This window comes from Streptomyces sp. IBSBF 2435, from assembly GCF_036815005.1.
In the GTDB taxonomy this organism is placed as follows: Bacteria; Actinomycetota; Actinomycetes; order Streptomycetales; family Streptomycetaceae; genus Actinacidiphila.
The window spans coordinates 1-25077 of sequence record NZ_JAJSYW010000001.1; the positions used below are offsets into that span (position 1 = coordinate 1).

Below are 25077 nucleotides of genomic sequence, written 5' to 3' on the forward strand. Positions count from 1 at the left end.
CCGCTGTCCACGGTCACCCGCACCCGCCCCCTCCGCCGTCGCCAGTCCGAGCGGGCGTCAGGCCCGCGCGTCATTACGGTAGTCGGCGGGGCCGAAGCGCACCGCCACGATCGACATCCGCATCGACCGCACCCCGGGCAGCAGATGCGAGACCGGGGCGATCGCGTACAGGCCGCGCCCACGCGGCAGCGGCAGGCTGCGGACTTCGGCGATCAGCGGCGAGGCGGTGGCGACCTTGCGGTATTCCCCGGTGTCCATGCCCCACTGCCAGCGCGGGGCGCGATAGCCGCCGGAGGTGTCCATGCCGCCGGCCTGGTTGCGGGCGACCATCGCCCGCGGGAGCGCGTCGAAGAGAAAGGACCCGCCGGGGAAGCGCTCCGCGCAGGCGGCGATCAGCCACCTGACCTCGCGCGGCGGCAGGTACATCAGCAGGCCCTGCGCGGTGACGAGCACATCCTGTGGCCGCGTGCCGGGGTCGATACCGTCCATCCAGCACAGGTCGAGTGCCGAGCAGGCGACAGTTCGGCGGCGCGGCGGGGCGTCGGGCAGCAGCTTCTCGCGTACCGCCACCGTCTCGGGCAGATCCACCGTCAGCCAGTGCGCCCGGCCGTCGTCCACCCGCCAGAACTGGGTCTCCAGGCCTTCGCCGAGTGCCACCACCGTGCCGCCGGGGTGGGCGGCGAGGAAGCGCCGCACCTCCCCGTCGAGACAGGCGATCCGCAGGGCGTGCCACTGGGCCATGCCGTCGCCGCCGAAGCGTTCGAAGGGGTAGTCGATCCGCTCGACCAGTTCCACCGCCCGGGGATCGTCCAGCAGCCGGCGACCGGGGCGGCCGGCCTCCACCGACCGCTGGTAGAGGTTCCACAGCAGCGTCTCGGGGACGCCCTCCAGTTCGACCGTGATCCGGCCCGCTTCCCTGTCCTCGTCCATCCCTCCAGGCTCCCATCCGGGTGGGCGCGTGTACGGGACGGGAGCGCTCCCAGGTCAACTGCCCGTCAAAGCAAGCGGTTTCACCGGGTGCTGCGTGTCAGAAAGGTTGACACCCTCCAAGGCCGGGCGTAGATATCACGACTGCCAGAGAGCGCTCTCAGCCCCCTGGCGGTTCCTCCTACCACCCCCCACACCCGCGAGTTGCATTCCGACACGTAGGAGAAGACACATGAGGGTCACCCCACAAGGGCTCTCCCTATCCCGTAAACGTTTCCGCCATTCACCGCAGGGTATTGTCCTGCTCGTCCTGGTCCTGATCGCCTCGGCGTATCTGTCGATCGTGGCGTCCTCATCCCGCGCGGCCACCCCGGTCCTGCTCTCCCAGGGCAAGCCGGCCACCGCCTCGTCCGTACAGGACGCCTTCACCGCCAACGCGGCGGTCGACGGCGACACCGGCACCCGCTGGTCCAGCGCCGCCACCGACCCGCAATGGCTCCAGGTCGACCTCGGCTCCAGCCAGCCGATCACCCAGGTGGTACTGAACTGGGAGGCCGCCTACGGCAAGGCCTTCCAGATCCAGGTCTCGGACAACGGTTCCACGTGGAACAGCATCTACTCCACAACCACCGGCACCGGTGGCGTCCAGACCCTGAGCGTCACCGGCACCGGCCGCTACGTCCGGATGTACGGCACGGCCCGCGCCACCCAGTGGGGCTACTCACTGTGGGAGTTCCAGGTCTACGGCGGCTCCGGTGGCGGCACCCCGCCCGCCTCCTGCGGTACGACCACGGCGGCGCTCGGCAAGCCCGCCACCGCGTCCTCGACCGAGAACGCCGGCACTCCCGCCTCGGCCGCCTTCGACGGCAACGCGGGCACCCGCTGGTCCAGCGCCGCCGCCGACCCGCAGTGGGTCCAGGTCGACCTCGGCTCCTCGCAGGCGCTCTGCGGCGCCCAACTGAGCTGGGAGACCGCGTACGCGAAGGCGTACCAGATCCAGGTCTCGGATAACGGTTCCACGTGGAACACCGTCTACTCCACGACCACCGGTCCGGGCGGGGTGGAGAACCTCTCCTTCAACGCCACCGGGCGCTATGTGCGGATGTACGGCACGGTCCGCGCCACCCAGTACGGCTACTCGCTGTGGGAGTTCACCCTGCTGACGGCCGGCGGTGGCGGCACCACTCCGCCGCCCGGGGGCGGTGACGGCAGCTGCCCTTGGGTCGGGTCCACCGCTCCGGTCTCCACCCGCGTCTCGCAGGTGATGGCGCAGATGACCACCGCGCAGAAGGTGTCGATCCTGCACGGCAACAACAACGCCTCGCCGTACATCGGCAACATCACCGGCATCCCGTCGCTGTGCATCCCGAACATCGGTCTGCAGGACGGCCCGCACGGCGTCGGTGACGGGCTCGGCGGTGTCACCCAGATGCCGTCCGCCAACGCCTCGGCGGCGACCTTCGACAACGCGCTGGAGCAGCAGTACGGCGCCGCGATCGGTGCGGAATTCGCGGGCAAGGGCGTGCAGGTGGCGCTCGGCCCGACGCTGAACATCGTCCGCGACCCGCGCTGGGGCCGGTCCTTCGAGACCTTCAGCGAGGACCCGTACCTCAACGGGCAGATGGCCACCGCCGACATCAAGGGCATCCAGAGCCAGGGTGTGATGGCCGAGATGAAGCACGTGGCCGTCTACAACATCGAGAACCCGGCCGGCACGGTCATCGTCGACAAGCGGACCATGCAGGAGCTGTATCTGCCGGCCTTCCAGGCGGCGGTCCAGCAGGGCTCGCCGGCCGCGGCGATGTGCGCGTACAGCATCGTGAACAACACGCCGGCCTGCCAGAACCCGGATCTGATGAACACCGGCCTGTACCAGCAGGCGAACTTCGGCGGCTTCATCACCAGTGACTGGGGCGGCACCCACTCGACGGTGGAGTCCGCCAACGCGGGCCTGACGGTGGAAATGCCCAACGGCTACTTCTACGCGGACTTCCTGGCCCAGGCCGTCGCCAGCGGCACCGTCAGCCAGACCACGCTCAACACGATGATCAGCCGGCTGCTCACGCAGTTCTTCGCCTTCGGGCTGTTCGACAAGGCGCCCAGCGGTTCGCGGGACGCCACCGTGACCACCCCGGCGCATGTCCAGGTCGCCCTGCAGGGCGCGGAGGAGGGCACCGTACTCCTCAAGAACAACGGCATCCTGCCGCTGTCCACCGCCACCACCCACTCGATCGCCGTGATCGGCTGGGACGGCGGCGCCGGTGTGCAGTCCATCGGCGGCGGCAGCGCCACGGTGACCAGCTCCGGCACGGTCTGGCCGATCACCGGCATCCAGAACCGGGTAGCGGGCACCGGCACCACCGTGCAGTACAACGACGCGACGAATCTGGACTCGGCCGTCACCCTGGCCCGCGGTTCCGACGTCGCGATCGTCTACGCCAGCGACAACTACGGAAACGAGGAGCACGACACCACCACACTGGACCTGCCCAACAACGGCGGCAGCCAGGTCAAGCAGAACGACATGATCGCCCAGGTGGCCGCGGCGAACCCGCACACCATCGTGGTCCTCAACAACAACTCGGCGATCAACATGCCGTGGCTGAACCAGGTCGCGGGCGTCTTCGAGGGCTTCTACCCGGGCCAGCAGATCGGCACGGCGATGGCGGCGCTGATCTTCGGCGACGTCAACCCGTCCGGCAAGCTGCCGGTCACCTTCCCGAAGTCGCTGGCCGACGTGCCCGCGAACACCGCGGCCCAGTGGCCCGGCACCAACGGGCAGGTGCAGTACAGCGAGGGCCTGAACGTCGGCTACCGGTGGTACGACGCCAAGAACATCGCACCGCTCTTCCCGTTCGGCTTCGGTCTGTCCTACACCACCTTCGGCTTCAGCAATCTCCAGGTCGGCGCGCTCAGCGGCGGCAACGCCACGGTGCACGTCACGGTGACCAACACCGGGACGCGGGCGGGCGCGGACGTCGCGCAGCTGTACGTCGGCGACCCGGCCTCCACCGGGGAGCCGGTGCACCAGCTGCGCGGCTACCAGCGCGTCACCCTCAATCCGGGCCAGTCGCAGACGCTGACCTTCACGGTCAGCACCCATGACCTGGCCTATTGGAACACCGGCAGCAACAACTGGACCACGACCGCGGGCAATTACCAGATCCTGCTGGGCGACTCCTCGCGCAGCCTGCCGCTGACCGGCACGCTCACCGTGCCGACCACGGTCAACGGCGCCGTCGCCGCGGCCATCGGCCCGAAGGCGGCCACCGCGAATTCCGCGGCGCCCGCCACCGCCACCGCCCTGTCCGTGCCCAACCCGTACGGCATGAGCAGCCCGGTGCACTCCGCCGTCGACTGGGCCTTCGACCCGGCCGACACCGCCGCGCACCGCACCTACACCGCGTCCGGCCTGCCGCCGGGCATCTCGCTCAGCACGAGCGGGCGCTTCACCGGCTCGGCGACCCGGGCCGGCAGCTACACGGTCACGGTCACCGTGAAGGACCAGGCCGGCGCCACCGGTTCCGCGACCTTCGTCTGGACCACCACCTGACCCTTCCTCTCCCCAGGAAAGGACACCCCCGGAGCCGCCCCGCGCGGCTCCGGGGGTGTGTCGTTCCGTCATCGGCGCCGGGAAGCCGGGAAGCAGGTGGGCTCGCCATGGGCCAGCAGGACCTCCATGGAGCCCATGGTGTCCGGGTGCCAGATCGCCCTTGAGGGCGTGGCCGACCAGGACCAGCGAGTCCCCGCGGGGAATGGCACCGGGCCGGATCACCATCAGGCGTCCGTTCCTCGGATCGAAGGACTGGACCGCTTCGAGGTCGGTGTTGTCGGTACGGACGTCGGCGGGGCAGGAGTCCGAGAGCCGCAGGACCACGGCAGGCACGCCCAGGCTGCGCAGCGCCGCCTGGAGTCCGGACAGCCGTGCGTCCATCACCTGGAGGGCGACCGTCCCGCCCTGTCCTTGGCTCGACCCCCGAAGCCGTTACACCCATCCCCCCACCGCCGCCCGCATGTCGGCGACCCCAAAGCCCGCCACTCCGCAAGAGCGACGGGCTGACCTGCACGTTCACGAATGCGGCACTCGTACCGCCGCTGTGCCATCACGGCTGAGACTGCGCCGGGGTTTTGAGCCCTGCGGATCGTGGTCAGGTCTGGGCCATGTCCACGAAGCGGGAGTAGTGGCCCTGGAAGGCCACAGTGATGGTGGCCGTGGGGCCGTTGCGGTGCTTGGCGACGATCAGGTCGGCCTCGCCCGCGCGGGGGGACTCCTTTTCGTAGGCGTCCTCGCGGTGGAGCAGGATCACCATGTCGGCGTCCTGCTCGATCGAGCCGGATTCGCGCAGGTCGGAGACCATCGGCTTCTTGTCGGTGCGCTGTTCGGGGCCACGGTTGAGCTGGGAGAGGGCGATGACCGGGACTTCCAGCTCCTTGGCCAGGAGCTTGAGGTTCCGGGACATGTCCGAGACCTCCTGCTGGCGGCTCTCGGGACGGCGGGAACCGCCGGACTGCATCAGCTGGAGGTAGTCGATGACGACCAGCCGCAGGTCGTTGCGCTGCTTGAGGCGGCGGCACTTGGCGCGGATCTCCATCATCGACAGGTTGGGCGAGTCGTCGATGTAGAGCGGCGCCTCGGTCACGTCGGACATCCGGCGGGCGACCTTGGTCCAGTCGTCGTCGGTCATCGTGCCCGAGCGCATGTGGTGCAGCGCGACCCGCGCCTCGGCGGACAGCAGGCGCATCGCGATCTCGTTGCGGCCCATTTCGAGCGAGAAGATCACGCTGGGCATCTTGTTCGCGATGGAGCACGTACGGGCGAAGTCCAGCGCGAGCGTGGACTTGCCCATCGCGGGGCGGGCCGCGATGACGATCATCTGGCCGGGGTGCAGGCCGTTGGTGAGCGAGTCCAGGTCGGTGAAGCCGGTGGGGACGCCGGACATCTGGCCGCTGCGGGACCCGATCGCCTCGATCTCGTCGAGGGCGCCCTCCATGATGTCGCCGAGCGGGAGGTAGTCCTCGGAGGTGCGCTGCTCGGTGACGGCGTAGATCTCGGCCTGGGCGTTGTTGACGATCTCGTCGACGTCGCCGTCGGCCGCGTATCCCATCTGCGTGATCCGGGTGCCGGCCTCGACCAGCCGGCGCAGCACCGCCCGTTCGTGGACGATCTCCGCGTAGTACTCGGCGTTGGCCGCGGTGGGTACGGCGTTGACGAGGGTGTGCAGGTAGGGGGCGCCGCCGACCCGGGCGATCTCACCGCGCTTGGTCAGTTCGGCGGCGGTGGTGATCGGGTCGGCGGGCTCACCGCGGGCGTAGAGGTCGAGGATCGCGGTGTAGATGGTCTCGTGGGCGGGGCGGTAGAAGTCGGCGCCCTTGAGGACCTCGACGACATCGGCGATGGCGTCCTTGGACAGCAGCATGCCGCCGAGCACGGACTGTTCGGCGTCGAGATCCTGCGGGGGGACCCGCTCGAAACCGCCGCCGCCCTCGGAGTAGCGGTTGTCGTCGGAAGCGGACTTCTTACGGAACGGGCTGACCCCCTGCGGCGGGCCCGGGCGGTCGTCCTGCGGGTGGTCGGGCCAGTGGTCGTCGGCGGGTTCGGGCTGGGTCACCCCCGCCACCTCCTCCCGTCCGACCGGTCCGGCCGGACCCCGCGTGCGTGCCACTCTTTCATGGCGCCGCTCCGATCCTGGATCCACCCGGCTGCGCTCGCGTCGCGTCGCGGGAGGCTCCACGGTAGGGCCAGCGGCGACCCAGACCAACCCGGTTATCCACAGGGGGTGTGGACGACGGCGGCATACCTGTGGAGAACTGCCCCCAACCTGTGTACAGGCCTTGGGACAGTGCTGTGGACAACCCGGAGCTCCCTACCAAAGAAGCCATCTGACCTGCACTTTCTTCGTCCATAGCCTGTGCAGGAGAAAAACTTTTCCCACCGGAACAAGATCGCGACAAACAACGCGGAGGAGATCACTCTACGCAGTCACCCGTAATAGTCTTCTGACCACTTCACCTCTTACTTGTGGACGATTAAGCTGTGCTTGTGAATCCCGTCGTCGAGCCGCCAGAAACGCAGGAACCCGGCGCCCGCGGCCCTGCTTCCGGCGGCGACCGCCGCCCGGCCGGACGGCGGCGCCACGACCGGGAGATCGTCGCCCTCGCGCTGCCCGCGTTCGGCGCGCTCGTCGCGGAGCCGCTCTTCGTGATGGTGGACAGCGCGGTCGTCGGCCACCTCGGCACCGCACAGCTCGCCGGGCTCGGTGTGGCCGCCGCACTGCTCACCACCGCGGTCAACATCTTCGTCTTCCTCGCCTATGCCACCACCGCCGCGGTGTCCCGCCGGGTCGGCGCGGGCGACCTGCCCGCCGCGCTGCGGCAGGGTGCGGACGGCATCTGGCTGGCACTGCTGCTCGGCGGCGTGGTGATCGCCGCCGTCCTGCCCGGCGCTCCCGCCCTCGCCGACCTCTTCGGCGCCTCCGGGACCGCGGCCCCCTACGCCACCACCTATCTGCGGATCGGTTCGCTCGGCATCCCCGCGATGCTGGTGGTGCTGGCCGCCACCGGTGTGCTGCGCGGCCTGCAGGACACCCGCACCCCGCTCGTGGTCGCGGTCGGCGGCTTCACCGCCAACGCGGGCCTGAACGCCGCCCTCGTCTACGGCGCCGGCCTCGGCCTCGCAGGCTCCGCCTGGGGCACCGTGATCGCGCAGAACGGCATGGCCGCGGTCTATCTGTGGGTGGTGGTCCGCGGCATCCGCCGGCAGACCGGGGCCGGGCCGAAAAAGGGCGCGGGGACGGCGACTGGTGGGCGGCGTTGCGCCCGGACGCCGCCGGGATACGCGCCTGCGCCCGCGCGGGCCTGCCACTGCTGGTACGTACGATCAGCCTGCGGGCCGTCCTGCTGATCGCCACCGCAGTCGCCGCCCGGCTCGGGGACACCGAGATCGCCGCGCACCAGATCACCCTCACCGTCTGGTCGCTGCTCGCCTTCGCCCTGGACGCCATCGCCATCGCCGGCCAGGCCATCATCGGCCGCTGTCTGGGCGCCGAGGACCCGGCGGGCGCCCGTGCCGCCTGCCGCCGGATGATCGAGTGGGGAGTGGCCTGCGGTGTCGTCCTCGGGCTGCTGGTGGTGCTGGCCCGGCCGCTGATCGGGCCGCTGTTCAGTTCCGACCCGGCCGTCCAGGACGCGCTGACCTCCGCCCTGCTGGTGGTGGCGGTCTCGCAACCGGTGTGCGGGGTGGTCTTCGTGCTCGACGGGGTGCTGATGGGCGCCGGGGACGGACCGTATCTCGCCTGGTCGATGCTGGTCACCCTGGCGGTCTTCGCCCCTGTCGCCTTCGCCGTACCGGCGCTGGGAGCGGGCCTGACCGCGCTGTGGTGGGCCATGGCGCTGATGATGCTCACCCGGCTCGCCGCCCTGGGCCTGCGCGCTCGCTCCGGCCGCTGGATCGTCACCGGCGCCGCCCGCTGAGCCGCGCCCCGGCCGCACAAAACCCCGGGACCCTTACCCGGACATGCGCGAGGGCCGGGCACCCCTATGAAGGAGGCACCCGGCCCTCGTGTTCCACGTGGAACATGCCGAGCAAAAGGGGCGTTACGCCGCCACGACCTCCAGGTCGAGGACAGCCTCGACCTCGGAGTGCAGCCGCACCGACACCCTGTGCGCACCGAGCGTCTTGATCGGGGCGCTGACCTCGACCCGGCGCTTGTCGACGACCGGACCGCCGGCGGCCTTGATCGCCGCGGCGATGTCGGCCGGGGTGATGGAGCCGAAGAGCCGGCCGGTGTCACCGGCGCGGGTGCTCAGCTTGACCTTGACGGACTGGAGCTGGGCCTTCACCACGTTCGCGTCTTCCAGCGAGTGGATCTCGCGGATGCGACGGGCACGGCGGATCTGCTCGACGTCCTTCTCGCCACCCTTGGTCCACGCGATGGCGAAGCCCCGCGGGATCAGGTAGTTGCGGGCGTAGCCCGGCTTGACGTCGACGATGTCGCCGGCGGCACCCAGGCCGCTGACCTCGTTGGTAAGGATGATCTTGGACATTATCTGGTCACCCTTTCCTTATCGAGCGGTCGACGTGTACGGCAGCAGCGCCATCTCACGGCTGTTCTTGACGGCCGTGGCGACGTCACGCTGGTGCTGCGTGCAGTTGCCGGTGACGCGACGGGCACGGATCTTGCCGCGGTCGGAAATGAACTTCCGCAGCATGTTCGTGTCCTTGTAGTCCACGTACACGGTCTTGTCCTTGCAGAACGCGCAGACCTTCTTCTTCGGCTTGCGCGGGGGCGGCTTCGCCATGGTGATTCTCCTATGCGATCAGGAAGTGTGTGAGGTCCGCCCTAGAAGGGCGGCTCGTCCGAGTAGCCGCCGCCGGACGAGCCGGAGCTTCCGCCCCAGCCGCCGCCACCCTGCCCGCCGCCCGCGGCGCCCGGCTGGCCGCCGCCTGCCGGTGCGCTGGTGGCCCAGGGGTCGTCGGCGGGAGCACCGCCGCCGCCCTGCTGGCCGCCGGGGCCGCCGCCCCAGCCGCCGCCACCTTGGCCGCCGCCCGCGCCGTAGCCACCCTGCTGGCCGCCACGACCGCCACCGCCGCTGGTCTTGGTGACCTTGGCCGTGGCGCTGCGGAGGCTGGCGCCGACTTCTTCGACGTCCAGCTCGTAGACCGTCCGCTTGACGCCCTCGCGGTCCTCGTACGACCGCTGCTTGAGCCGGCCCTGCACGATGACGCGCATGCCTCGCTGAAGCGACTCGGCGACGTTCTCCGCCGCCTGCCGCCAGACCGAGCAGGTCAGGAACAGGCTCTCGCCGTCCTTCCACTCATTGGTCTGCCGGTCGAAGGTGCGGGGAGTGGACGCGACGCGGAACTTCGCGACCGCCGCACCGGACGGGGTGAAGCGCAGCTCGGGGTCGTCGACAAGATTGCCGACGACCGTGATGACGGTCTCGCCTGCCATGGGGTGACCTCTCGACTGGCTTTGGGCTGTGCTGACTGACTGCTACTCGAAGTCCGGACTAGTGCAGTTCCGGACGAAGGACCTTGGTCCGCAGCACCGACTCGTTCAGGTTGAGCTGACGGTCCAGCTCCTTGACGACATCGGGCGAGGCCTTGAGGTCGACGACCGAGTAGATGCCCTCGGGCTTCTTGTTGATCTCATAGGCGAGACGACGACGGCCCCAGGTGTCGACCTTCTCCACACTGCCGCCGCCGTTGCGGACGACGGACAGGAAGGACTCGATCAGCGGGGAGACAGCGCGCTCCTCAAGATCGGGGTCGAGAATGAGCATGAGCTCGTAGTGACGCATAGGGAACCCACCTCCTTTGGACTCAGGCGGCCACGGCATTTCCGTGGCAGGAGGGTTTGTATCTGCGTCGCAACGGTAGCGCGGGCCACTGACAGCCGAAGAAATCTCGGACCGCCCGGTCGGACCCAGCGCAGACACCGGTGCAGACCGTACAGACTACCCGCCTCGGTCCCTCCGGTTGAAATCCGCCCCCTTATGACCGCAATCTGTACACATCGGGTGTGCGGCGCTCCACAGCACGCCACTTCTCCGTCACGGAGGTGCCCCATGGCACAGCACGCGGAACGGACCCACAACCTCACGTTCAACACCGACGGCCGGCCGCATCCCCTGGTCAATACGCTGGCGGCGGTCACCTTGGTGCTCGGCGGCATCGCGATCATCTCGTCGATCTTCAACAGCCTGCATCTGCTCAGCTCCTGGACGGGGCTGGCCGGCATCTTCACCGGCGGCTACGGCCAGTTCGTCTCGGCCACCACCCCCGAGCGCTTCGCTCTGGTCATCGGCCTCGGTATGGCCGCCGTCGGCTTCTTCATCGGGGTGGCGCACGGCGGGCTGTGGGGCGGGCTCTGGTAGCCGGAGCGGTGCGCGCGCCGGGCCTGTGGAAAGCGGCGCCGTTGTCCACAGGGCTGGTGGGGCCGCTCCTCCTGCACAGTAGGCTTCGGGCCAGATAAGCCCGCAGTCGTGAGCATGGGGAGCGCCCCGCATGAGCCTGACCTTGAGGACCATCAGCCGAGAGCAGCACCTGGCCTACATCCAGAGCCTGCCCGCGGCGAGCCACTGCCAGGTTCCGGCATGGGCCGACGTGAAGTCCGAGTGGCGGTCCGAGAGCCTCGGCTGGTTCGACGAGCGGCCCGGCCAGCCGGTCAAGGGCGGCCAGCTGGTCGGCGTCGGCCTGGTGCTCTACCGGCAGCTGCCCAAGCTCAAGCGGTATCTGGCGTATCTGCCCGAGGGCCCGGTCATCAACTGGTACGCGCCCAACCTGGACGAGTGGCTGCAGCCGATGCTGCGGCACCTCAAGCAGCAGGGCGCCTTCACCGTGAAGATGGGTCCGCCGGTGATAATCCGGCGGTGGGACGCCGGCACCATCAAGGCGGGCATCGCCGACCCCGACGTCAAGCGGCTGCGGGACATCGAGGCGGACTTCATCGAGCCGCGCGCCTTCGAGGTGGCCGAGCGGCTGCGCCGGATCGGCTGGCAGCAGGGCGAGGACGGCGGCGCCGGCTTCGGCGACGTGCAGCCGCGCTACGTCTACCAGGTGCCGCTGGAGAACCGCTCGCTCGACGACATCCTGAAGAATTTCAACCAGCTGTGGCGCCGCAACATCAAGAAGGCCGAGAAGGCCGGCGTCCAGGTCGTCCAGGGCGGTTACGACGACCTGCCGGTCTGGCAGCAGCTGTACGAGATCACCGCGGTGCGCGACCAGTTCCGGCCGCGCCCGCTGTCGTACTTCCAGCGCATGTGGACCAAGCTGAATGCCGAGGACCCCAACCGGATGCGGCTGTATCTGGCCGTGCACGAGGGCGAGGCGGTCGCCGCGGCCACCATGCTCACGGTCGGCCGGCACGTCTGGTATTCCTACGGCGCCTCCGCCAACCACAAGCGCGAGGTACGGCCGTCCAACGCCATGCAGTGGCGGATGCTGCGGGACGCGTACGCGATGGGCGCCAGCGTCTACGATCTGCGCGGCATCAGCGACTCGCTCGACGAGACCGACCACCTGTTCGGACTGATTCAGTTCAAGGTAGGCACCGGCGGGCAGGCTGCCGAATACTTGGGCGAGTGGGATTTCCCGCTCAACAAGGTGCTCCACAAGGCACTCGACATGTACATGTCGCGCCGCTGACCGGCCGACTCTCCCTCGGGACCGAAGTCCGGGGGGGCAACCCGATAGGAAGGTCCGGAAGAGGCCATGGCGCTCACCCTGTATGTCGACACCGCACGCTGGCGTGCCCACCAGCAGCAGGTGGCAGACCAGTTTCCCGGCATCGTCCCGGTCTGCAAGGGGAACGGCTACGGCTTCGGCCATGAGCGGCTGGCCGACGAGGCGACCCGGCTGCGGGCCGACATGCTCGCGGTGGGCACCACCTACGAAGCGGCGAGGATAAAGGACTACTTCGGCGGCGACATCCTCGTGCTGACTCCCTACCGGCTCGGCGAGGAGCCGGTGCCGCTGCCGGACCGGGCGATCCGCTCGGTCTCCTCTGTGGAGGGGGTGCGCGGCCTGGTCGGCGCCCGGGTCGTCATCGAGGTGATGAGCACGATGCGGCGGCACGGCGTGGCCGAGGAGGACCTCGGCAAGCTGCACACCGCGATCGACGACATCCGCCTGGAAGGCTTCGCGATCCACCTACCGCTGGACCGCACCGACGGCAGCGACGCGGTGGAGGAGGTCTTCGCCTGGATGGAGCGGCTGCGGGCCGCCAGGCTGCCGCTGCACACGATGTTCGTCAGCCACCTCAAGGCGACCGAGCAGGCCACCCTCCAGCAGCAGTTCCCGCAGACCAGGTTCCGGGCCAGGATCGGCACCCGGATGTGGCTCGGCGACCACGACGCGACCGAATACCGCGGCGCCGTCCTGGACGTGACCCGGATCGCCAAGGGCGAGCGGTACGGCTACCGGCAGGAGAAGGCGACGGAGAACGGCCACCTGGTGGTCGTGGCCGGCGGCACCTCGCACGGGGTCGGCCTGGAGGCGCCCAAGGCGCTGCACGGCCTGATGCCGCGGGCCAAGGGGGTGGCCCGCGCGGGCCTGGCCACCGTCAACCGCAATCTGTCGCCGTTCGTCTGGGCAGGCAAGCAGCGCTGGTTCGCCGAGCCGCCGCACATGCAGGTCTCGATCCTGTTCCTGCCGGGCGACGTGGCACCGCCCGCGGTCGGTGACGAGCTGGTGGCGCACCTGCGGCACACCACCACCCAGTTCGACCGGACCGTGGACCGTCAGGCGTCGTAGCGGGGCTCTTCCGGCAGTCCGGCGGGCGCGTCCGCCGGGCCGACCGAAGTGAGCTGCGGCGGGCCGTCCTCGGGGAAGAGGCCCAGGACAAAGCTGTCCTCGGCGCCGTCCAGGACCCCGCCCACCGGATCGTCCTCGCCGTCCTGCCGCAGCACGTCGTGCTCCGGCCGCATGATGTCGCGGATCACCATCCCGCTCAGGTAGAGCACGCCCAGCAGGTGCAGCGCGACCGCCAGGTGGTAGCCGTCGGCGGACAGGCCGTGGTGCTTGGTACCGCCGGTGACGTAGGCCAGCTGCATCCAGATCGCCAGGTAGTACAGCACCTCGGCGCCCTGCCAGATCAGCAGGTCGCGCCAGCGCGGCCGGGCGAGCACGGCCAGCGGCAGCAGCCACAGCACGTACTGCGGCGAGTAGACCTTGTTGCTCACGATGAGCGCGGCCACCACCAGGAAGGTGATCTGGCCGAGCCTCGGCCGCCGGGGCGCGTAGAAGGTGAGGGCGGCGATGCCGGCGCACAGCAGGATCAGCAGCGCGGCGACGTACGCGCTGACGCCGCTGAGCGGGTTGCCGGTGCGCTGCATGATGATCAGCCACACCGAGCCGTAGTCGACGCCCCTGGTGCGGCTGTAGTCGTAGAACTGCGCCCAGCCGGACCTGGCCAGCAGGATCACCGGCAGGTTGACCACCAGCCAGGCGCCCACCGCGCCGCCGAGCGCCGCCCCGTAGGCCCGCATCCTGCCCGCCCGCAGGCAGAGCAGGAACAGCGCGAGCAGCAGCAGGACGGGATAGAGCTTGGCGGCGGTGGCCAGGCCGATCAGCACACCGGCGGCCAGCGGGCGGCTGCGGGACCACAGCAGCAGGCCGACCGATGCCATGGCCACCGCGAAGAGGTCCCAGTTGATCGTCGCGGACAGCGCGAGCGCGGGGGACAGGGCGATGAACAGGCCGTCCCAGGGGCGCCGCCGGTTGGTGCGGGCCACCGCCACCACCAGCGCGATCGCGCAGAGCAGCAGCATGCCCGAGTTCACGATCCAGTAGATCTGTGCCCGGTGCTCCATGGTGCCGCCGTGCGGGGTCAGCCAGGAGGCGACCTCCATGAAGAGCCCGGTGAGGACCGGGTACTCCAGGTAGTGGAAGCCGCTGCCGCCGATCGACCCGGGGATGCGGTCGAAGTACGGCACCACGTCGGCGGCGAAACCGCGGTCGTGGTAGAGGTGCGGGATGTCGGAGTAGCAGGCGTGGATGTACTGCGGGTCGCCGGCCTGGAACCAGGCGCCGTTGTAGCAGGGCACCTTCTGCACCATGCCGAGCGCGAACATCGCGATGACGATCAGCACCATCACCCGCAGCGCGTTCCACCAGCGGTGGCCGCCGGCCTCGGCGTGTTTGCCGGCCGGGCCGCCGATGAGTTCGCTCGCCGTGGCGGCCAGTGAGTCCTCATCGGTGGGGCGCACCGGCGGCTCCTGCCGGTCGTCCTCTTCGCGATCGCGCACGCTCGTCATGCCGACATCCTGCCGTACCCGGCTGTGGGTACAGCAGACCCCGTGGCGGTCTTCATGTCAGCCGACGACCGCCACGGGGTGCTCGGGGGCTCAGTCCCCCTTGGTTCCGCCGCCCCCGCCGTTGCCGCGGCCGGGCGGGCCGCTCGTCGGCGGGCCGGTCGTCGGCGATGCCGGCGGACTCGTGTTGTTGCAGTCGGGGTTGAAGATCGTGCATCCGGGCGGGGTGGGCGGCCCGGTGGTGGTCGGCGGCGTCCAGGTCGGGGTGTCGGTGGGCGGGGTGTTCGTGGGCGGGCCGCTGGTGGGCGGTGCGGTCGTGGTAGGCGGCGGCGTCGTCATGGAGGGCGTCGGCGACGGGGCGCCGGACTCGTTGATCGTCTTGCCGTCACCGATCTTGCCCGGGGTCGGGAAGCCGGGGTCGGGCAGATTGCCGAGGGCGGCCTTCATGTAGTCGGTCCACATGGTCGCCGGGATGTCACCACCGTGGGTGGTGGAGTTCGGGCCGCCGGTGCCGGTCATCGGCAGCAGCTTCTTCGCCTTGGTGTCCTGCCGGAACATCACCACCGACGTCGACAGCTGCTGGGTGTAGCCGACGAACCACGCGGACCGGGTGCCGCCCGGGGTGTCGGTGGTGCCGGTCTTGCCGGCCGCGGTACGGCCGAGGGCCAGCGCGTTCTTACCCGTACCCTTCTTCACCACGTTCTGCAGCACCTTGGTGACGGTGTCCGCGACCTCGGGCCTCAGGGCCGGCGTGGTGGTGCGCTGCGGCTTTCGGAAGGACCTGTCGTCCTCACCGTTGTGGATCAGTTTGGTGACCGAGTAGGGCTCGACCGCGACACCGGACTTGGCGAAGGTGCCGTAGGCGTTGGCCATCCGGATCGCGCTGGGGGTCGAGGTGCCGATGGAGTACGAGGCGACCAGGGACCCCATGTAGTCCTTGAGCAGCCCCGCCTTGATGGCCGTGTCCTCGACCTTGTCCAGGCCGACGTCCTCGCCGAGCTGGACGAACGGGCTGTTGATGGACTGCTCCATCGCCTTGTTGAGAGTGACGTAGCCCCACTTGGTGCTGGACTCGTTCTTCTGCTTGAAGATGCTGTTGTCCTTGTTGAGCACCGGATTGCCGTTGTGATCCTTGATCGGGATCAGGTCGTCGGCGTTGTACTTGCTGTCCGGGGTGAGCGGTTTGTCGTGGCTGTAGTTGGTGCCGTAGGTCATCGCCGCGGCGAGCACGAACGGCTTGAACGTCGATCCGACGGGCACGCCCTTGGTGTCGGCGTTGTTGGTGAACTCGTTGTGGTCGTAGCCCGCGCCGCCGTAGATCGCCACGATCTTGCCGTCGCCGGGCACCACCGAGGCGGCGCCGAACTGGACGTTGGTGTCCGCGTCGCCGTCGAACTCGCTGTCGCTGCCGGTGTACCTATGGCCGGTGCCGGGCTTGATCTTCTGCGCCCGCACCTTCTCGACGGAGTCCTTCAGCTCGTTGACCTTGTCCTTCTCGAACGTGGTGTAGATCTGGTAGCCACCGCGGTCGAGGTCCGCCTGGGTGATCTTCGGGTCGGAGTGCGTGGTGACGAAGTTGTTCGCCGTGTCGACCAGATAGCCGATCTGGCCGTTCATGCCGGCCTGCGCCTTGAGGCCCTGCGGCATCGGGAATTTCGTGTACGTGGCCCGCTCGGCGGCCGTCATGTGGCCGAACCTGACCTCGTTGTCGAGGATCGACCCCCAGCGCTGCGTGACCCGCGCGGTGTTCGCCTCGGCGGTCGCGGACGAGTCGATGCTGGGGTTGCCGATGGGGTCGTAGTACGTCGGCCCCTTGAGCAGCGCGGCGAGCATGGCGCACTGGCTGGGGTTCAGGTTCTCGGCGTTGACGTTGTAGTACGTCTGCGCCGCCGCCTGGATACCGTACGCGCCGCGGCCGAAGTAGGAGGTGTTCAGGTAGCCCTTGATGATGTCGTTCTTGCTGACCTTCTCGCCGACCTTTATGGAGATGAACAGCTCTTTGAACTTACGGCTGACCGTCTGCGACTGGTCGAGCATCGTGTTCTTCACGTACTGCTGGGTGATCGTCGAGCCGCCCTGCGTCTCGCCGCCCTTGGCCATGTTGAACAGCGCCCGGCCGATGCCCATCGGGTCGACGCCCGAGTCGGTCTCGAAGGTCTTGTTCTCCGCCGAGATCACCGCGTAGCGCATCGCCTTGGGGATCTTCTCGTAGGGGATGTTCTGCCGGTTGACACTGCCGCCGCCGGTGACCATGCGGGAGCCGTCGGCCCAGTAGTAGACGTTGTTCTGGGCCAGGGCGGCCTTGTTCTCGTCCGGGATGTCCACCATGGCGTAGGCGATGCCGACGATGCCGACCAGGGTGCCGACGAAGCCGACGAAGATCGCGGTGACCTGGCGCCACGAGGGCATCCAGCGGCGCCAGCCCTCCTTGCCGAAGCGCGGGTAGTCGATGAACCGCTTCTTGGCGGGGCGCCGTCCGGGACCGCGCCCGCCGCGGCCCGCGGGGCCGCCGGTGCCGGGTCCCGCGGGGCCGCCGGGACCACCGGGGCCGCCGCCCGCGCCCCTGCGCCGCGCGCCGCGCCCCTGGGCGGCGCGGCGTGCCGCGGCTCTGCCCTGGTACGGCTCGCCGCCGCCGGAATCCGGGGCGGCCGGGGGCGGACCGCTGGGGGCGCCGCTCGGCGAACCGGCCGGCGTATCGCGTCCGCTCTCCGCGTCGGCGGGGGGACCGCCGGCGGCACGACGGCCGCCGGACGGCGGGGGCGTCGGCTGCTGTCCCCCGCGCCGGGCGGCAGCACGGCCGCCGGCAGGCGACTGCGGCGGCGGCTTGCGACGGTGCTCGCTCATGAACAGCTACTCCTCGACAGGCGGGATCGCCTGAAGGCATCGATGACAGTCCGGTCGGTCCCCCTGCGCGCGGCTGTGTCAGGCCGCACCGCACCAAGGATCAAGACGCGCGCCGACGGCGCGGGGTTCCCGGTGCTCTGCATGGCGAACAGAGTACGCACGGCCAAAAGACACATGATGCGAACGTTCATCACATAGCGGGCGGTTGACGCCCCACAGGTTTGGCGATGTGACGCCGGTCACGACCAGCCGCCTTGCATGATGTCTCGCGCCGTTCTATCGTCGCGATGTATCGACTCGATACATCGGATCGGAAGAAGCGTGAACGAGGGGACGAGGGATTGAGCAAGCGCTCCGGAATCCTCGAATTCGCGGTTCTCGGTCTGGTGCGCGAGTCACCGATGCATGGGTACGAGCTGCGCAAGCGGCTCAACACCTCGCTCGGGGTTTTCCGCGCCTTCAGTTACGGGAGCCTGTATCCCTGCCTGAAGACGCTGGTCACCCTGGGGTGGTTGATCGAGGAACCGGCGGTGGACAGCGATCCGCCCGCCACCCCCCTCGCCGGCCGCCGGGCGAAGATCGTCTACCGGCTGACAGCCGCGGGCAAGGAGCACTTCGAGGAGCTGCTGGCGCACTCGGGTCCCGACGCCTGGGAGGACGAGCACTTCGCCGCTCGTTTCGCCTTCTTCGGCCAGACGTCCAAGGACGTCAGGATGCGGGTGCTCGAAGGGCGGCGCAGCCGCCTGGAGGAGCGTCTGGAGAAGATGCGTGCCTCACTGGCCCGCACCCGCGAACGGCTCGACGACTACACGCTCGAGCTGCAGCGGCACGGCATGGAGTCGGTGGAGCGCGAGGTCCGCTGGCTCAACGAGCTGATCGAGACCGAGCGGGCCGGACGCGCGGAGCGCCCGGCCGACGAGCCGGACGACAACGACAACACCAACCAAGAGAACGGCGGCCGACCCGAAGCCCGGGGAACCGCGTGACGATTACACAGGGAGCAACGGGTATGGGTTCGGTTCGCGTAGCGATCATCGGTGTCGGCAACTGCGCCGCGTCGCTGGTACAGGGTGTCGAGTACTACAAGGACGCGGATGCGGACGCCCGGGTACCGGGTCTGATGCACGTCCAGTTCGGCGACTACCACGTCCGTGACATCGAGTTCGTTGCCGCCTTCGACGTCGACGCGAAGAAGGTCGGCCTCGACCTCGCGGACGCCATCGGTGCCAGCGAGAACAACACCATCAAGATCTGCGACGTGCCGCAGACCGGTGTGACCGTGCAGCGCGGCCACACCAACGACGGCCTGGGCAAGTACTACCGCGAGACGATCGAGGAGTCCTCCGAGGCCCCGGTCGACATCGTCCAGGTCCTCAAGGACACCAAGGCCGATGTGCTGGTCTGCTACCTGCCGGTCGGCTCCGAGACCGCGGCGAAGTACTACGCCCAGTGCGCCATCGACGCCAAGGTCGCCTTCGTCAACGCGCTGCCGGTCTTCATCGCCGGCACCAAGGAGTGGGCGGACAAGTTCACCGAGGCCGGTGTGCCGATCGTCGGTGACGACATCAAGTCCCAGGTGGGCGCCACCATCACGCACCGCGTGATGGCGAAGCTCTTCGAGGACCGCGGTGTGGTCCTCGAGCGCACCATGCAGCTGAACGTCGGCGGCAACATGGACTTCAAGAACATGCTGGAGCGCGAGCGGCTGGAGTCCAAGAAGATCTCCAAGACGCAGGCCGTCACCTCGCAGATCCCGGACCGCGACCTGGGCGCCAAGAACGTCCACATCGGCCCGTCGGACTACGTCCAGTGGCTCGACGACCGCAAGTGGGCGTACGTCCGCCTCGAGGGCCGCGCCTTCGGTGACGTTCCGCTGAACCTGGAGTACAAGCTGGAGGTCTGGGACTCCCCGAACTCCGCCGGTGTCATCATCGACGCGGTGCGTGCCGCGAAGATCGCCAAGGACCGCGGTATCGGCGGCCCGATCCTGTCGGCGTCCTCGTACTTCATGAAGTCCCCGCCGGTGCAGTACTTCGACGACGAGGCCCGCGAGAACGTGGAGAAGTTCATCCGCGGCGAGGTCGAGCGCTGAGACGCCGGCCCACCGTGCGGCAGTGAGAAGCTGACGCGCTGAAGGACCGATTGAGCGAGAAGGCCCCGGGTCGCATGCCCGGGGTCTTCTCGCTCGTGTGAGGCTGTGCGCATGGGCCTTCTGCACGATCTTCGCGTCCTGCTGCGGCTGCCGGACTTCCGCCGCCTGCTGGGCGTACGTCTGCTGTCCCAGCTCTCCGACGGCGTCTTCCAGGTCGCGCTGGCCGCCTACGTGGTCTTCTCGCCGGAGAAGCAGGCCTCCCCGGGCGCGGTCGCGTCCGCGATGGCCGTCCTGCTGCTGCCCTACTCGCTGCTGGGCCCCTTCACCGGTGTGCTGCTCGACCGCTGGCGGCGGCGCCAGGTGCTGCTGTACTGCAACCTGCTGCGGGCCGCGCTGTCCTGCGGCACCGCCGGGCTGATCCTGCTGCATGTGCCCGACTGGCTGTTCTACCTGTCCGCCCTGTCGGTGACCGCGGTCAACCGCTTCGTCCTGGCCGGGCTGTCCGCGGCGCTGCCCCGGGTGGTCGACCGGGACCGGCTCGTGACGGCCAACGCGCTCTCACCGACCGCGGGCACCCTCGCGGCCGCTCTGGGCGGCGGCGTCGCCTTCGTCGTGCACCTCTTCGCCGCCGAGGGGGCCGGCGCCAATGCCGCCACCGTGCTGCTCGGCGCCCTGCTCTACCTGTGCGCGGGCCTGACCGCGCTCACCCTGGGCCGCGATCTGCTGGGACCCGACCCGGACCGGGTCCGCCCGCAGTTCATGGCGGCGATCGCCGGCACCGCCCAGGGACTGCACGCGGGACTGCGGCATCTGCGGCGGCGCCCGGCAGCCGCCCACGCCCTGACCGCGATGACCGCGATGCGCTTCTGCTTCGGCGCGCTCACCGTGACGCTGCTGATGCTCTGCCGCTACGCCTGGTCCGACCCGGCCGACACCGACGCGGGCCTGGGCCTGCTGGGCGTGGCCCTGGGCCTGTCCGCGGCGGGCTTCCTCGTCGCGGCGCTCATCACTCCCTGGGCCACTGCCAGGATCGGGACCTCCGGCTGGATCACCGCCTGTTCGGGCGCCTCGGCGCTGATGCTGCCGCCGCTGGCGCTGTCCTTCGCCGTCGCCCCGATGATGCTGGCCGCCTTCGCCCTGGGGATTACCACCCAGGGCGCCAAGATCGCCACCGACACGGTCGTCCAGGCACAGGTGGACGACGCCTACCGCGGGCTGGTCTTCTCGCTCTACGACGTCGTCTTCAACGCGGCGTTCGTCGGCGCCGCGGCGGTCGCGGCACTGGTCCTGCCCGCCGACGGACGGTCGGCCGGGCTCATCGTGGTGCTGGCGCTGATCTACGCTGCCACGGCGGTCGGCATGCTCCGGGAGCGCGATGTTTCACGTGGAACATCGCGCGCGGGCACTCCGACCAGCTGATGCCGGGACCCGCGCGGTGCGATGTTCCACGTGGAACATCACCCGTCGGACCGGGCGGCCCACCACTCGCGCAGCGCCGTGATCGCGGCCTCCTCGCCCAGCGGGCCGTTCTCCAGCCGCAGCTCCAGCAGGTACTGGTACGCCGTGCCCACCGCCGGCCCCGGCGGAATGTCCAGCACCTTCATGATCTGGTTGCCGTCCAGGTCGGGCCGGATCGCGTCCAGCTCCTCCTGCTCCTGCAATTCGGCGATCCGCTGCTCCAGGCCGTCGTACGTCCGGGACAGCGCCGCCGCCTTGCGCTTGTTGCGGGTCGTGCAGTCCGACCGGGTGAGCTTGTGCAGCCGCTCCAGCAGCGGCCCGGCGTCCCGTACGTAGCGGCGCACGGCCGAGTCGGTCCATTCGCCGCTGCCGTAGCCGTGGAAGCGCAGGTGCAGCTCGACCAGCCGGGAGACGTCCTTCACCAGCTCGTTGGGATATTTGAGCTGGAGCATCCGCACCTTGGTCAGTTTCGCGCCGACCATCTCGTGGTGGTGGAAGGAGACCCGGCCGTCCGGCTCGAAGCGCCGGGTCTTCGGCTTGCCGATGTCGTGCAGCAGCGCGGCCAGCCGCAGCACCAGGTCGGGCCCCTCGGTCTCCAGGTCGATGGCCTGCTCCAGCACCGTCAGGGTGTGCTCGTAGACGTCCTTGTGCCGGAAGTGCTCGTCCCGCTCCAGCCGCAGCGCCGACAGTTCGGGCAGCACCCGGTCGGCGAGCCCGGTGTCGACCAGCAGCCGCAGACCCTTGCGCGGGTGGTCCGACAGGACCAGTTTGTTCAGCTCGTCCCGCACCCGCTCGGCCGAGACGATGTCGATCCGGTCGGCCATCGCGGTCATCGCCGCCACCACCTCGGGCGCGACCTCGAAGTCCAGCTGCGCGGCGAAGCGGGCCGCACGCAGCATCCGCAGCGGGTCGTCGGAGAAGGACGACTCGGGGGAGGCAGGTGTGCGCAGCATCCGGGCCGCGAGGTCGTCCAGGCCGCCGTAGGGGTCGATGAAGTCGTTCTCCGGCACCGCCACCGCCATCGAGTTCACCGTGAAGTCCCGGCGGACCAGGTCCTCCTCGATGGTGTCGCCGTAGGAGACCGCCGGCTTGCGCGAGGTCCGGTCGTACGCCTCACTGCGGTAGGTGGTCACCTCGATCTGGAAGCTGCGGGCTGTACCCTCGGCGTCCTCGGCCTTCTTCATGCCGCCGACCGTGCCGAAGGCGATGCCGACCTCCCACACCGAGTCCGCCCACGGCCGCAGGATCTTGAGCACCTGCTCGGGGCGGGCGTCGGTGGTGAAGTCCAGGTCATTGCCCAGTCGGCCCAGCAGCGTGTCCCGGACCGAACCGCCGACCAAAGCGAGTGCGAACCCGGCGGCGCGGAAGCGGTGGCCCAATTCCTCGGCAACGGGTTCGACCCGGAGAGGGGCCCGCCCGGCTCGCGGGGGCTGCGGGGTCTGAGCGGCATTGTTGGCATTCGGCACAACGCAAAAGGGTACGGGTCCGCGGGCCTCCCCCGCGCATCGGTTTCCCCGGTTGTACCAAGAGGCAGTCCGCAGCACTTCGACACAGCGCCGATCGTTAACATGCCAGCACGCACATCCGATGGACCACCGGCGACAGACGATCAGCAACACAGACGACGAGGACGGGCGAACGCGTGGGCGAGGCGGCACAGTCACCCGGGAAACCTCCGTCACCGGCGAGGCGGCGGGCAGTACGGGTCGTCGCGCTGGTGGCCGGTGCCACGCTGCTCACCGGGCTGCTGCAGGCCGCCGGGGCGGCCCCCTCACAGGCGGCGGCCGGCACCGGCTCCCGGACGGCCGCGGTGTCGGTGGACACGCTCACCCCGCGGATCCCGGTCAAGGGCGACACGGTCACGCTCACCGGCCGCCTCACCAACAACGGCAAGTCCGCCATCACCGGCGCCCATGTCGGCATCCGGGTGCCCTGGAACGGCGCGCTGCAGACCCGTAGCGCCATCAAGACCGCCGCGTCCCGCACCGGGTACAGCAATGCCGAGGACGGCGACGAGATCGACGGCCACACCAGCACGGTGCAGGACATCCCGGCCGGCGGCCACGCGCCCTTCAGTATCACCGTCCCGGTCGGCGCCCTCCACATGGACGACGCCGGTGTCTACCAGCTGGGCGTGACGCTGGACGGCCGGACGAAGGCCGACCCCACCACGCACGTCCTCGGCATCACGCGGACCTTCCTGCCGTGGTACGGCGACGAGGCGACCAGCGGCACCAAACAGACCAGGATCACCTATCTGTGGCCGCTCACCGACCGGTCGCACATCGCGCCGCGCGGCGACACCGACTCCCAGCAGAGCCCGATCTTCATGGACGACGAGCTGGCCTCCGAGCTGGCCTCCGGCGGCCGGCTGCGCGCGATGATCGACCTGGCCAGGAATCTCCCGGTGACCTGGATCGTCGACCCCGATCTGCTCGCCACCGTCGAATTCATGACCAAGGGCTACCGGGTCGCGGGTCCCGGCGGCGATGTCACCAAGACCACACCCGGCGTCGGCGCCGCCGCCGCCAGACAGTGGCTGAACGACCTGAAGACCGCGGTCGCCGGCGACCAGGTGATCGCGCTGCCCTTCGGCGACACCGACATCGCCTCGCTCGCGCACCACGGGCAGAGCGTGCCGGGGGCCCTCACCCACCTCAAGACCGGCACCACCCTCGGGCTGGGCACCACGCAGACCATCCTCGGCGGCAACCCGACCGCCGATGTGGCCTGGCCCGTCGACGGTGCCATCGACCCGTCCGTGGTGTCGGTGGCCCGCGCGGGCGGCGCCAAGCGGATCATCGCCCGCAGCGACACCTTCGCCGAGGGCGACGGTCTCAGCTACACCCCGAACGCGGCCCGGTCGATCGGCGGCGGCACGACTGCGGTGGTCAGCGACGCGACGCTGTCCACCGCCTTCACCGGCGACCTGGCCGACACGCAGAGGGCCGACCTCGCCGTGCAGAACTTCATCGCGCAGACCTTGATGATCACCCTGGAATCGCCGGAGAAGCAGCGCAGCGTCGTGGTCGCCCCGCAGCGGATGCCCACCGTCGCGCAGGCCTCGGCGATGGCCGAGGCGATCCACGACACCGCCGTCGCCCCCTGGGCCACCCCGCTGAGCTTCGACGACGCGGCCAAGGCGCACCCCGACGCGCATGCCAACCACAAGGTGCCGTCGAGCAGGGCCTATCCGGGCAGCCTTCGCAAGCAGGAGCTGCCCACGTCCGCCTTCCGGCAGATCCAGCAGACCCAGAACGGCCTGAACAACTTCGTGGTCATCCTCACCCGGCAGGACCGGGTCACCGTGCCCTTCGGGAACGCGGTGCTGCGGTCGATGTCCGACGGCTGGCGCGGCAACCCTTCGGGCGCGAAGGCCTACCGCGACGCGATCGGCTTCTACCTGCAGGACCTGATCGGCGCGGTCCACATCATCGAGAAGACCACGCTGACCCTGTCGGGCCGCAGCGGCACCATCCCGGTCACGGTGAAGAACGAGCTGGGCCAGCCGGTGAAGGGCCTCATTCTGCGGCTCACCTCGGGCGCCAGCATCCGGCTGGAGATCAAGGACCCCGACCAGCCGATCGCCATCGAGGGCGGCCACACCCGTACCCTGAAGTTCCAGACCAGCGCCAGCGCGAACGGCTCGGTCAGGATCACCGCGGCCCTCTACACCGACAACAAGACGGTGTACGGCAAATCCGTCGACTTCGCGGTCCACGTCAACAAGGTCACCGACCTGGTGATGCTGATCATCGGAGCCGGACTGCTCCTGCTGGTGCTGGCGGGCGTACGGATCTACCGTCAACGTAAACGGCGGACCGCCGAGGACGACGGCGGTGGCGACGATGAGGGCGGCGACGGCGGGAACGACGACGACGGCGACGAGGACGAGACCGACGGCATGGACCCCGGGCAGCCGGGTGACCCTGCCGCTGACACTGGGCAGGAAAGCCGGGAGCCGTCACCAACAGGTGAGAAGGTGGACGGGTAGCCGGCGGACA

General features: G+C 69.6%; 17 protein-coding genes and 1 pseudogene. 9 read left to right on the plus strand and 9 right to left on the minus strand.

The window, feature by feature from the left end:
- Positions 1-57 precede the first annotated feature (57 nt).
- Entirely contained in the window at positions 58-930 is an 873-nt protein-coding gene (locus V7E46_RS00005; protein ID WP_333766453.1) for a class I SAM-dependent methyltransferase, read from the minus strand.
- 229 nt (positions 931-1159) lie between these two features.
- Between V7E46_RS00005 and V7E46_RS00010 the strand changes: the two genes are divergently transcribed.
- Positions 1160-4480, plus strand: coding sequence for a discoidin domain-containing protein (locus V7E46_RS00010; protein WP_333766454.1), 3321 nt, complete (start codon positions 1160-1162; stop codon positions 4478-4480).
- 595 nt (positions 4481-5075) lie between these two features.
- Here the strand turns inward: V7E46_RS00010 and dnaB are convergent.
- Positions 5076-6536, minus strand: coding sequence for a replicative DNA helicase (dnaB, locus tag V7E46_RS00015; RefSeq protein WP_333766455.1), 1461 nt, complete (start codon positions 6534-6536; stop codon positions 5076-5078).
- A 536-nt stretch (positions 6537-7072) separates the two neighbouring features.
- Between dnaB and V7E46_RS00020 the strand changes: the two are divergent.
- A pseudogene (locus tag V7E46_RS00020) lies at positions 7073-8397 on the plus strand (MATE family efflux transporter).
- Between the two features lie 123 nt (positions 8398-8520).
- On the opposite strand, the gene rplI reads toward V7E46_RS00020, so the two are convergent.
- Genes rplI through rpsF form a run of 4 tightly spaced genes read right to left on the minus strand, consistent with a single transcriptional unit; the run spans position 8521 to position 10227 of the window.
- A complete protein-coding gene (gene rplI / locus V7E46_RS00025) occupies positions 8521-8970 on the minus strand; it encodes a 50S ribosomal protein L9 (protein ID WP_329176973.1) in 450 nt (149 codons plus the stop codon).
- Positions 8971-8988: 18 nt separating this feature from the next.
- Positions 8989-9225, minus strand: a complete 237-nt coding sequence (gene rpsR / locus V7E46_RS00030; protein ID WP_031512678.1) for a 30S ribosomal protein S18 — start codon at positions 9223-9225, stop codon at positions 8989-8991.
- Between the two features lie 41 nt (positions 9226-9266).
- Positions 9267-9878 (minus strand): single-stranded DNA-binding protein, encoded by a 612-nt coding sequence (locus V7E46_RS00035; protein WP_329176972.1) that lies wholly within the window; start codon positions 9876-9878, stop codon positions 9267-9269.
- A 58-nt stretch (positions 9879-9936) separates the two neighbouring features.
- Positions 9937-10227, minus strand: a complete 291-nt coding sequence (rpsF, locus tag V7E46_RS00040) for a 30S ribosomal protein S6 (protein WP_327289944.1) — start codon at positions 10225-10227, stop codon at positions 9937-9939.
- A 267-nt stretch (positions 10228-10494) separates the two neighbouring features.
- Between rpsF and V7E46_RS00045 the strand changes: the two genes are divergently transcribed.
- The 3 genes from V7E46_RS00045 (at position 10495) to V7E46_RS00055 (ending at position 13180) form a co-directional block, all read left to right on the plus strand.
- On the plus strand, positions 10495-10803 hold the full coding sequence (locus V7E46_RS00045; RefSeq protein ID WP_329176968.1) for a hypothetical protein: 309 nt from the start codon (positions 10495-10497) through the stop codon (positions 10801-10803).
- Between the two features lie 130 nt (positions 10804-10933).
- The gene (locus V7E46_RS00050; RefSeq protein WP_333766456.1) at positions 10934-12073 is read left to right on the plus strand and encodes a lipid II:glycine glycyltransferase FemX; all 1140 of its coding nucleotides are present in this window, start codon (positions 10934-10936) and stop codon (positions 12071-12073) included.
- A 66-nt stretch (positions 12074-12139) separates the two neighbouring features.
- A complete protein-coding gene (locus V7E46_RS00055) occupies positions 12140-13180 on the plus strand; it encodes an alanine racemase (protein WP_329176963.1) in 1041 nt (346 codons plus the stop codon).
- On the opposite strand, the gene V7E46_RS00060 is transcribed toward V7E46_RS00055, so the two are convergent.
- Positions 13168-14682, minus strand: a complete 1515-nt coding sequence (locus tag V7E46_RS00060; protein ID WP_333766457.1) for a glycosyltransferase family 87 protein — start codon at positions 14680-14682, stop codon at positions 13168-13170. The genes V7E46_RS00055 and V7E46_RS00060 overlap by 13 nt on opposite strands.
- Before the next feature lie 90 nt (positions 14683-14772).
- Positions 14773-17523 (minus strand): transglycosylase domain-containing protein, encoded by a 2751-nt coding sequence (locus V7E46_RS00065; RefSeq protein ID WP_333766458.1) that lies wholly within the window; start codon positions 17521-17523, stop codon positions 14773-14775.
- Positions 17524-17864: 341 nt separating this feature from the next.
- On the opposite strand from V7E46_RS00065, the gene V7E46_RS00070 reads away from it, so the two are divergent.
- The 3 genes from V7E46_RS00070 to V7E46_RS00080 all read left to right on the plus strand — a co-directional run bounded on the left by V7E46_RS00070 (position 17865) and on the right by V7E46_RS00080 (position 21034).
- Positions 17865-18509, plus strand: a complete 645-nt coding sequence (locus V7E46_RS00070) for a PadR family transcriptional regulator (RefSeq protein ID WP_333766459.1) — start codon at positions 17865-17867, stop codon at positions 18507-18509.
- A gap of 23 nt (positions 18510-18532) precedes the next feature.
- Complete coding sequence (locus V7E46_RS00075) at positions 18533-19615, plus strand: inositol-3-phosphate synthase (RefSeq protein WP_333766460.1); 1083 nt, start codon at positions 18533-18535, stop codon at positions 19613-19615.
- Between the two features lie 111 nt (positions 19616-19726).
- A complete protein-coding gene (locus V7E46_RS00080; RefSeq protein WP_333766461.1) occupies positions 19727-21034 on the plus strand; it encodes an MFS transporter in 1308 nt (435 codons plus the stop codon).
- A gap of 38 nt (positions 21035-21072) precedes the next feature.
- Here V7E46_RS00080 and V7E46_RS00085 read toward each other — a convergent pair whose 3' ends face one another.
- Entirely contained in the window at positions 21073-22539 is a 1467-nt protein-coding gene (locus V7E46_RS00085; protein WP_333766462.1) for a CCA tRNA nucleotidyltransferase, read from the minus strand.
- A gap of 176 nt (positions 22540-22715) precedes the next feature.
- Between V7E46_RS00085 and V7E46_RS00090 the strand changes: the two genes are divergently transcribed.
- A complete protein-coding gene (locus tag V7E46_RS00090; protein WP_333766463.1) occupies positions 22716-25067 on the plus strand; it encodes a DUF6049 family protein in 2352 nt (783 codons plus the stop codon).
- Positions 25068-25077: the final 10 nt, after the last annotated feature.